Raw genomic sequence first — 9345 nt, forward strand, 5'->3', positions numbered from 1 at the left:
CGGTGATGGGGGTGGGCGGCGGGTTCCTGATGGTGCCCGCGATGATCTACATCCTCGGGATGCCGACCAAGGTGGTGGTGGGAACCTCGCTTTATCAGGTGATCTTCGTGGCGGCGTTCACCACCCTGATGCACGCGATCACCACGCAGGCGGTGGACATCATGCTGGCACTGGTGCTGATCCTGGGCGGGGTGGTGGGCGCGCAGGTCGGCAGCCGGCTGGGGCTGCGGTTCAACGCCGAACAGCTGCGCATCCTGCTGGCGCTGATGGTGCTGGCGGTGGCCGGGCGCATCGCCCTCGACCTCGTGCTGCCCCCGGACGAGCTGTATTCCATCGTGGTGACGGGCCGATGAGGGGCGGGCTGTGGATCACGCTTGCGTGGCTGGCGCTGGCCGCCCTGCCCGCCCGCGCCGAGGAGGTGCTGGCCGGCCTCAGCCAGACCTCGGTCGCGCTGACGTCGACCTTCGGCGGCTCCGAGATCCTGGTGTTCGGCGCGATCCGGCGCGACGCACCGCCCCCCCCCGACGCCCCCCCGATGGAGATCATCGTGACCGTCGAGGGGCCGCCGCAGCGCCTTTCGGTCTGGCGCAAGTCCCGCCGCGCCGGCGTCTGGATGAACGTGGAGGAGGTGCGCATCGCCCGCGCGCCCAGCTTCTATGCGGTGGCCTCCAGCGCGGCGCTCGACGTCGCGCTCAGCGCGACCGAGGACCTGCGCCACTCCGTCTCGGTGCCGCGCGCGATCCGCAGCTTCGGCACCATGACGATGGCCGAGGACGCCCCCAACTTTGTCGAGGCGCTGATCCGCCTGCGCACCGAGGACGGGCTGTTCGACACCATCCCCGCCACGGTGGAGGTCACGGCCGACACGCTGTTCCGCACCACCATCGCGCTGCCCGCGAACCTCGCGACCGGAACCTACCGGGCGCGCGTGCTGCTGACCCGCGGCGGCCGCGTCGTCGACATCCACGAAAGCGCGATCGAGGTCCGCCAGGCGGGGCTGGAGCTGTGGCTCTCAAGCCTCGCACGGGACCGGCCGCTGGGCTATGGGCTGCTGGCGGTGGCGCTGGCGGTGCTGGCGGGGTGGGGCGCGTCGGCGGCGTTCCGGCTGCTGCAACGCTGACGGCGCCCTCAGGCCGCGCGGGCGGTGACCACCAGCCCTGCCACGATCAGCGACAGCCCCGCCACCCGCATCAGCGACACCTGCTCATGCTGCAACAGCGCGCCGATGACCGTCAGCGCCACCATCGCCATCGCCGTGACCGCGGTGTACGTCAGGCTCAACGAATACTCCCGCACCGCGGCCACGAACGCCGTGAGCAACACCACCGCGCTGAGCACCGCGCACCACATCCAGGGCGACAGCAGCAGGCTGACGATCAGGGACCGCAGGCCGGACACGTCCAGCCCCTGACCGCCCTTCTTCAGGAACAGATTGAGCGCCACATTGGCCAGCGCGGCGATGGAGATCAGCGTCCAGTGCGACACGGCGTCAGTCCTCAGGCGGGGGCCGGTGCTGCGGCGGCCCGGCGGCGCAGCCAGGCCGCGATCGCGACGCCGGCCAACATGGCGATGAAGGGTGAGCTGGGCATGTGGTAGCGATCCTGGATCACCACGATGGCATGCAACAGCGTGACATAGGACCAGATCGCAAAGGCGGGGTTGAAGAACGCGCTCCAGAACCGCGCGCGGCCCAGTTGCCAGATCCCCAGCAGGCCCCCGGCCACGACCAGGTACCAGTAGCCCGTCGCCAGCAGCTTGGCCCCGACCACCCCGATCTGGCCCAGGGTTTCGGTCATCGCCCGCTCGTTCCAGGCGACGCCGATCGTCTCGCGCTCGTGCAGGCGGACGACCCGCACGGCAACCGTCGCGGCAAAACGCAGCGGGTCCTCGCGGATGTGCGCCTTGGCGATGTCGCCCAGGGCCCGCGCGCGCTCGGTCTCGGACATTCCCGCGACCCAGTCGGGCAGCGGCATGTACCCGCCCGTGCTGTCGGGGTTGTTGCCCATCCAGAGGTTCGCGCCGAAGTTCGTCGACACCAGCGCCGGTTCGCCAAAGACAAGATAGTTGCGATAGGTCCACGGCGACAGCACCACCAGCACCATCAGCGTGACAAGCGCGGCATGCAGCACCGCCCGCAGAAACGGGCGAACCCCCTGCACAAGCGGCACGATGGCCAGCGCCGCCGGCATCAGCAGCGCGATGGGCCGGACATAGCATGCAGCCCCGAACACCAGACCACAGAGCACCAGATTGCCCCAGCGCCCCCGCCTGCCGCTGCCGACCTCGGCGCGCTGCCAGAAATACAGTCCCACCAGCGACAGCGCCATGAAATAGAGCTCGCTGGACAGGATCGACGTGAACATGATCAGGTTGGGCCAGAAGGCGACCACGACCGTGGCCCAGAACCCCGCCTGCGCCCCGAAATAGACCGTGCCCAGTCGGTGCACGAGCACAAGGGTGACCAGCCCGGCCAGCAGGTTCGTCGCCACGACCCCGGCAAAGCTCTCCCCCAGCACCAGATAGGTCAGCGCAACGATGGCCGATGTGCCCACCGGCCAGTAGGCACCGGGCTGATCGGGCTCCCAGCCGTATACGCCTTGCTCGACCAGGTTCCGGGCAAAGGTATGATAGGCGAAGCCGTCGGACACCGGCTCGACCGGGAACACCAGCGCCCAGGCCAGGCGCAGGGCCATGCCCACCAGGATGACCGCCCAGAGCCCGTGGCGCGGTGGTGCTGCGCCGGGCACCGCCCCGGCAGTGGCTGTTATGACCTGCATGGCACAATTCCTTCTGGGGCCGCTGGATCACATGACCACGGCGATCACACCGAAAACGACGATGAGGGCAAAGCACACGAGACTGATCCGGTCGCGGGCGGCGAACACGACAGGGTCATCATGCATCTGCCCGCGGTGGGCGATCAGGATGGTCCGGCTGATCCAGTACAGCAGGATGCAACAGATCCCCCACAGCGCCCCGGGGGCGCCGTAAAGCTCCTGAACGGGCGGCGCGTCGACATAAAGCGCCAGCACCAGCACCGACAGATACCCCGAGGCGGTGGCCATCATGGAGATCACCGGCAGGTCCTCGACGTGGTAGCCGCGCCCGCTGGCGGTCAGCTTGCCCCGCCGGGCACTGTCCACCAGCTCGGCCTGCCGCTTCACCGCAGCCAGGGCAAAGAAGAAGAAGATCGAGAAGGCCAGCAGCCAGACCGACAGAACGATCTCCGTGGCCACCCCACCCGCGACGATGCGCGTCGTGTAAAGCCCCGCCAGAACGCAGACATCGATGATTGCCCGCCGCTTGAGGTACAGCGAGTAGGCGGTCGTCAGCACGAGATACCCCAGCATCACGCCCAGAAATGCCCAACCCAGCGTGACGGCGACGCCAATCCCCGCCACCGCAAGGGCAAGTCCCATGGGCCCCCCCCTGCGTGATCGGCAGGCTGCCCGACGCGAGCGGCCGCATCCGCTTGCGCGGATGGGCCCGGTCGGCGGCAAGGTCCAGAAGGTCATTGAGCACATACACCGCCGAAGCGATCAGGCTGAACGCCACGAACGCCAGCAGCGCATTGAAGACCGTCGCAGGATCGAAGCGCTGCGACGCCAGCAACGGAAGAAAGACTAGCAGGTTCTTCAACCACTGGTGCGGGCGCATGGCACGCAGGCACGGCGCGACCGAACGACGCCTGGCGCCCAGATGCTCGACCGATCCTGCCACCGCCTCGGCCTTGCGACGCAGGCGCGGGGACGCATCCACCGTGATGGCCGTCCGCGCCCCCTCCCACACCGGCAGATCCGCCTCGGCATCGCCGATATAGGCATAGCCATCCGAAAAGCGCGCACGCAGGAACGCCGCCTTGTGGACCCCCTTGAGGTTGCGCCCCCCGTCCGAGCCGTGCACCTCGTCGAAGACGCCCAGGTGACGCGCCACGGCCTCGGCCACGCCCGCATCCGCCGCCGTCACCAGCGCGGTGCGGCCACCCGACGCACGCCAGCGCGCCACATAGTCAAGCACGTCAAAGTTTTAGGGCAGCGCCTCGGCGGCCGGGACCTCGGCCGCAAGGTGGCGCTTGAGGGCCGCCCGCCCCTGCGCCAATGCGGCGAGGGCACCGAAGGGCGCGCGCCAGTCCTTGCCAAGAGCGGCCCAGAAGGCCTCGTGCAGGGTGTCGGTCCGCACCAGCGTCCCGTCGAGATCGACGACAAGCGTCTTCGGCTGCTGCATCATCCCGTCCCGCCCTCGCTCCGGCCACGGGCTCCGGGCCCACCGTCCGAGCGTTGTGTTGCAAGGGAACCGGCACTGCAACCGCGCCCCCCGGAAACGACGACAGCCGGCCCTGCATTCGGGCCGGCTGCCTTGATTTCATGCACGGATGACACCGGCCTCAGGCGTTGGCCACGCCGCGCAGGGCTTCCATGTCGGCCACCAGCTTGTCGGCCTCGGCGCGGGTGTCCTCGGGGGCGTCGGCCGCGGCCTGCCGGGCCTCGGCGATCAGCGCGTCGACGACTTCGGCGGTGGCCTCCTCCAGCGGCATTGCGCGCTCGGCCAGCACAGAGGCGGCGCCGGGCGTGATTTCGGCAAAGCCGCCGGTGACGACATAGGCCTTGGCGCCATCGGGCCCTTCGACCCGCAGCACCCCGGGCCGCAGCGTGGTGATCGTCGGCGCATGGTCGGGCATGGCCGTCAGATCCCCGTCCGCGCCGGGGATCTGGACCGCCCGGGCCGACATGGAGGCCAGCCGCCGCTCGGGCGAGACCAGCTCGAAATCAAAGGTGTCGGCCATCCCGCCCCCTTACGCCGCTTGGGCGAGTTTCTGCGCCTTCGCAATCGCCTCCTCGATGTCGCCGACCATGTAGAAGGCCGCCTCGGGGAGGTGGTCGTACTCGCCGGCCACCACCGCCTTGAAGCTGGCGATGGTCTTCTCCAGCGGCACCTGCACGCCGGGGAAGCCGGTGAACACCTGCGCCACGTCGAAGGGCTGCGACAGGAAGCGCTGGATCTTGCGGGCGCGCGCCACGGTCAGCTTGTCCTCCTCGGACAGCTCGTCCATCCCGAGGATCGCGATGATGTCCTGCAACGACTTGTAGCGCTGCAGGATCCCCTGCACGTCGCGCGCCACGTCATAGTGCTCCTGGCCCACGATCTGCGGATCGAGGATGCGCGAGGTCGAATCGAGCGGGTCCACCGCCGGATAGATCCCAAGCTCCGAAATCGCGCGGTTGAGCACGGTCGTCGCATCGAGGTGCGCAAACGATGCGGCCGGCGCAGGGTCGGTCAGGTCGTCGGCCGGCACATAGATCGCCTGCACCGAGGTGATCGAGCCCTTCTTGGTCGAGGTGATCCGCTCCTGCAGCTGGCCCATGTCGGTGGCCAGCGTCGGCTGGTAGCCCACCGCCGAGGGGATCCGGCCCAGAAGCGCCGACACCTCGGAGCCCGCCTGGGTGAAGCGGAAGATGTTGTCGACAAAGAACAGAACGTCGGTGCCGGACTGGTCGCGGAACTGCTCGGCGATGGTCAGGCCGGTCAGCGCGACGCGGGCCCGCGCCCCCGGCGGCTCGTTCATCTGGCCATAGACCAGCGCCACCTTGGACTCTTCCAGCTTGTCGATGTTGATGACGCCCGAGTCGATGAACTCGTGATAGAGGTCGTTGCCCTCACGCGTCCGCTCGCCCACACCGGCGAACACGGAATAGCCCGAGTGCACCTTGGCGATGTTGTTGATCAACTCCTGGATGAGCACGGTCTTGCCCACCCCGGCGCCGCCGAACAGGCCGATCTTGCCGCCCTTGGAATAGGGCGCCAGCAGGTCGATGACCTTGATGCCGGTGACCAGGATCTCGGACTCCGTCGACTGCGCGGCAAAGTCGGGGGCGGGCTGGTGGATGGCGCGCCGCTCCTTGGTCTTGATCTCGCCCTTCTCATCGATGGGCTCGCCCACCACGTTCAGGATGCGGCCCAGGGTGGCGTCGCCCACGGGCACGCTGATCGGCTCGCCCGAGTCGCTGACCGCCTGCCCGCGCACGAGGCCCTCGGTCGCGTCCATCGCGATGGTGCGCACGGTGTTTTCCCCGAGGTGCTGCGCAACCTCGAGCACCAGGCGCTTGCCGTTGTTGTCCGTTTCCAGCGCGTTCAGAATCGCGGGGAGGTCCCCCTCGAACTGCACGTCCACGACGGCGCCGATGACCTGGGTCACCTTGCCGGTAGCTTTTGCGTCGGCCATGTCGTCTCTCCGGTTCCGTCAGAGCGCCTCGGCGCCCGAAATGATCTCGATGAGTTCCTTGGTGATCGCCGCCTGGCGAGACCGGTTGTACTGGACGGTCAGCCGGTCGATCATGTCGCCGGCGTTGCGGGTGGCGTTGTCCATCGCGGTCATCCGGGCGCCCTGTTCCGAGGCTGCGTTTTCCAGCAGGGCGGCAAATATCTGCGTGGCGACACCGCGCGGCAGCAGATCTGTCAGGATCTCCTCCTGCGAAGGCTCGTATTCATAGAGCGCGGAGGCCTCCTCGCCCTCGCCCACCGCGGCCGGAACGACCTGCTGGGCGGTTGGAATCTGGGCGATCACCGACTGGAAGCGGTTGTAGAAGATCGTGGCGACGTCGAACTCGCCCGCATCAAAGCGCCGGAGCACGTCGCGCGCGATGTCGCGCGCCACGCCGTAGTTCATCCGCTTCACATCCGAGATGTCCACGTGACCCACGAAGTGATCGCTGTAGTCCCGCTTGAGCTGCTCGCGGCCCTTCTTGCCCACGGTGATGATCTTCACCGTATGGCCTTCGCGCAGCAGCGCCTGGATACGGGCGCGCACCAGCCGCACGATGGTGGAGTTGAAGCCACCGCACAGGCCCCGCTCCGAGGTCATCACGACCAGCAGCTGCACCTTGTCGCTGCCGGTGCCCGCCAGAAGCCGCGGCGCCGTGTCGGATCCGCGCACCGACACCGCCAGCCCGTTGATCACCTTTTCCATCCGCACGGCATAGGGACGCGCGTCTTCGGCGGCGTCCTGGGCGCGGCGGAGCTTGGCCGCCGCGACCATCTGCATGGCCTTCGTGATCTTGCGCGTCGACTTGACGCTCGCGATCCGAACCTTGAGATCCTTGAGGCTTGGCATTCCGCTCTCCCCGCTTCGCCTCAGGCGAAGTCTTTGGCGTAGGCGTCCAGGGCGGCGCGGATCTTCTCCTCCAGATCCTTGGCGACCTTGCGGTCATTGTTCGTGATGTCATCGAGCAGGTCGCGGTGGGTGTTGCGAAGATGCGCAAGCAGCCCGGCCTCGAAGCGGGTGACGTCCTTGACCGCCACCTTGTCGAGATACCCCTGCGTGCCGGCAAAGATCACGCAGACGATCTCGGCGTTGGTCATGGGCGAGTACTGGCCCTGCTTCATCAGCTCGATCAGGCGCGCGCCACGGTTCAGGAGCCGCTGCGTCGCCGCGTCCAGATCCGAGCCGAACTGCGCGAAGGCCGCCATCTCGCGGTACTGCGCCAGCTCCAGCTTGACCGGGCCCGCGACCGACTTCATCGCCGAGGTCTGCGCGGCGCCACCCACCCGGCTGACCGACAGGCCGGTGTTCACGGCCGGACGGACGCCCTGGTAGAACAGCTCCGTCTCGAGGAAGATCTGGCCGTCGGTGATCGAGATCACGTTGGTGGGGATGAAGGCGCCGATGTCGCCGGCCTGCGTCTCGATGATCGGCAGCGCCGTCAGCGAGCCCGCGCCGTGATCCTCGTTCATCTTCGCCGCACGCTCCAGCAGGCGGGAGTGGAGGTAGAACACGTCGCCCGGGTACGCCTCGCGGCCCGGCGGGCGGCGCAGCAGCAGCGACATCTGGCGATAGGCCACGGCCTGCTTGGAGAGATCATCATAGATGATCAGCGCGTGGCGGCCGTTGTCGCGGTAGTATTCCGCCATGGCCGTCGCGGCATAGGGCGCCAGGAACTGCATCGGCGCGGGGTCCGACGCGGTCGCGGCGATCACCGTGGTGTAGGCGATGGCCCCGGTTTCCTCCAGCTTCTTGACCAGCTGCGCCACGGTCGAACGCTTCTGCCCGATGGCGACGTAGAAGCAGTAGAGCTTCTTGCTCTCGTCGTCGCCGGCGGCGTCGTTGTAGCTTTTCTGGTTCAGGATCGTGTCGAGCGCCACCGCCGACTTGCCGGTCTGGCGGTCGCCGATGATCAGCTCGCGCTGGCCGCGGCCGATCGGGATCATGGCGTCGATGGACTTCAGGCCCGTGGGCATCGGCTCGTGCACCGACTTGCGCGGGATGATGCCGGGCGCCTTGACGTCGGCGACGCGGCGCTCGGTGGCCTTGATCTCGCCCTTGCCGTCGATCGGGTTGCCCAGACCGTCCACGACGCGGCCCAGCAGGCCGTCGCCCACCGGCACGTCCACGATGGACCTGGTGCGGCGGACGGTGTCGCCCTCCTTGATGCCGCGGTCGTCGCCAAAGATCACGACGCCGACGTTGTCGACCTCCAGGTTCAGCGCCATACCGCGCACGCCACCCGGGAACTCGACCATCTCGCCGGCCTGGATGTTGTCGAGCCCATGCACGCGGGCGATCCCGTCACCGACTGACAGAACAAGGCCGACCTCGGCCACCTCGGCCTCCTGGCCGAAGTTCTTGATCTGCTCCTTGAGGATGGCGGAGATTTCCGCTGCCTGGATACCCATTTATCCGACCTCTTTCATTGCATTCTGGAGAGCCGCGAGCCGCGAGCGGATCGAGGTGTCAATCATCCGGGAGCCCACCTTCACGACGAGCCCACCGATCAGGGCGGGGTCGACCGTCACATCCAGCCGCACGGTCTTGCCCGTGCGTGCCGTCAGCAGGTCGGCGAGTGTCTTGGCCTGGTCCTTGCTCAGGGCGGCAGCACTGCGCACGTCGGCAGTGATTTCACCCTTCTCGGCGGCGATGCGGTCGCGCAGGGCGCGCAGCATCTGCGGCAGCACGAACAGCCGCCGACGCTGCGCCATCAGCGCAAGCACGTTGGAGGTATTGGCCGAAAGCTTCATCGCCCTGGCCAGCGCGGTCACCGCGCGTTCCTGGTCGGCCCGGCCGATGATCGGAGAGGATATCGCCATACGCAGATCCGCGCTGTCGGCGAGCGCCGCCGACAATGCGGCCACGTCCCTTTCCAGCCCATCGAGGGCCTTGTCGTCACGGGCCAGTTCGAAAACGGCCGTTGCGTAGCGCGCGGCAATGCCGGCGGAGATCGAAGCTGGCTCGGACACGTCCACCCTTCCGCTGTCAGATCGCCCCGGCCCCCACCACAGAGGCACGGCGCAGGCACGCAGGTGCTGCGCGGCCCACCCCGGGGCTGCCGAAATCGGCGTCCGTGTAGCAGAGGC

Annotated in this window: 11 protein-coding genes and 1 pseudogene; 2 read left to right on the forward strand and 10 right to left on the reverse strand. The window is 68.1% G+C overall.

The window, feature by feature from the left end; genetic code table 11:
- Together CCR87_RS04380 and CCR87_RS04385 are read left to right on the forward strand one after the other, a co-directional pair.
- Positions 1 to 353 (forward strand): sulfite exporter TauE/SafE family protein (locus CCR87_RS04380; protein ID WP_201156355.1); only part of this gene is annotated, 353 nt, incomplete at its 5' end.
- Positions 350 to 1120 carry a TIGR02186 family protein gene (locus CCR87_RS04385; protein ID WP_201156356.1) on the forward strand — a complete coding sequence of 257 codons (771 nt, stop codon included), beginning with the start codon at positions 350 to 352 and terminating at the stop codon, positions 1118 to 1120. The genes CCR87_RS04380 and CCR87_RS04385, both read left to right, overlap by 4 nt.
- Before the next feature lie 8 nt (positions 1121 to 1128).
- Here the strand turns inward: CCR87_RS04385 and CCR87_RS04390 are convergent, their stop codons facing one another.
- The 10 genes and pseudogenes from CCR87_RS04390 to CCR87_RS04425 all read right to left on the reverse strand — a co-directional run bounded on the left by CCR87_RS04390 (position 1129) and on the right by CCR87_RS04425 (position 9228).
- On the reverse strand, positions 1129 to 1485 hold the full coding sequence (locus CCR87_RS04390) for a hypothetical protein (protein ID WP_201156357.1): 357 nt from the start codon (positions 1483 to 1485) through the stop codon (positions 1129 to 1131).
- Positions 1486 to 1496: 11 nt separating this feature from the next.
- A complete protein-coding gene (locus tag CCR87_RS04395) occupies positions 1497 to 2777 on the reverse strand; it encodes an ArnT family glycosyltransferase (protein ID WP_201156358.1) in 1281 nt (426 codons plus the stop codon).
- A gap of 27 nt (positions 2778 to 2804) precedes the next feature.
- Entirely contained in the window at positions 2805 to 3419 is a 615-nt protein-coding gene (locus CCR87_RS17105) for a UbiA family prenyltransferase (protein ID WP_274609745.1), read from the reverse strand.
- 67 nt (positions 3420 to 3486) lie between these two features.
- Positions 3487 to 4017 (reverse strand): annotated as a pseudogene (locus CCR87_RS17595) (haloacid dehalogenase-like hydrolase); the annotation flags it as partial.
- 9 nt (positions 4018 to 4026) lie between these two features.
- Complete coding sequence (locus CCR87_RS17110; RefSeq protein WP_242511851.1) at positions 4027 to 4224, reverse strand: hypothetical protein; 198 nt, start codon at positions 4222 to 4224, stop codon at positions 4027 to 4029.
- A gap of 160 nt (positions 4225 to 4384) precedes the next feature.
- On the reverse strand, positions 4385 to 4783 hold the full coding sequence (locus tag CCR87_RS04405; RefSeq protein WP_201156359.1) for a F0F1 ATP synthase subunit epsilon: 399 nt from the start codon (positions 4781 to 4783) through the stop codon (positions 4385 to 4387).
- A gap of 9 nt (positions 4784 to 4792) precedes the next feature.
- Positions 4793 to 6220 carry a F0F1 ATP synthase subunit beta gene (gene atpD / locus CCR87_RS04410; RefSeq protein ID WP_201156360.1) on the reverse strand — a complete coding sequence of 476 codons (1428 nt, stop codon included), beginning with the start codon at positions 6218 to 6220 and terminating at the stop codon, positions 4793 to 4795.
- 18 nt (positions 6221 to 6238) lie between these two features.
- A complete protein-coding gene (locus CCR87_RS04415; RefSeq protein WP_201156361.1) occupies positions 6239 to 7108 on the reverse strand; it encodes a F0F1 ATP synthase subunit gamma in 870 nt (289 codons plus the stop codon).
- A 20-nt stretch (positions 7109 to 7128) separates the two neighbouring features.
- Positions 7129 to 8667, reverse strand: coding sequence for a F0F1 ATP synthase subunit alpha (gene atpA / locus CCR87_RS04420; protein WP_201156362.1), 1539 nt, complete (start codon positions 8665 to 8667; stop codon positions 7129 to 7131).
- Positions 8668 to 9228, reverse strand: coding sequence for a F0F1 ATP synthase subunit delta (locus tag CCR87_RS04425; RefSeq protein ID WP_201156363.1), 561 nt, complete (start codon positions 9226 to 9228; stop codon positions 8668 to 8670).
- Positions 9229 to 9345 lie beyond the last annotated feature (117 nt).

Origin of the sequence: Rhodobaculum claviforme (genome assembly GCF_016653255.1) — a bacterium.
In the GTDB taxonomy this organism is placed as follows: Bacteria; Pseudomonadota; Alphaproteobacteria; order Rhodobacterales; family Rhodobacteraceae; genus Rhodobaculum; species Rhodobaculum claviforme.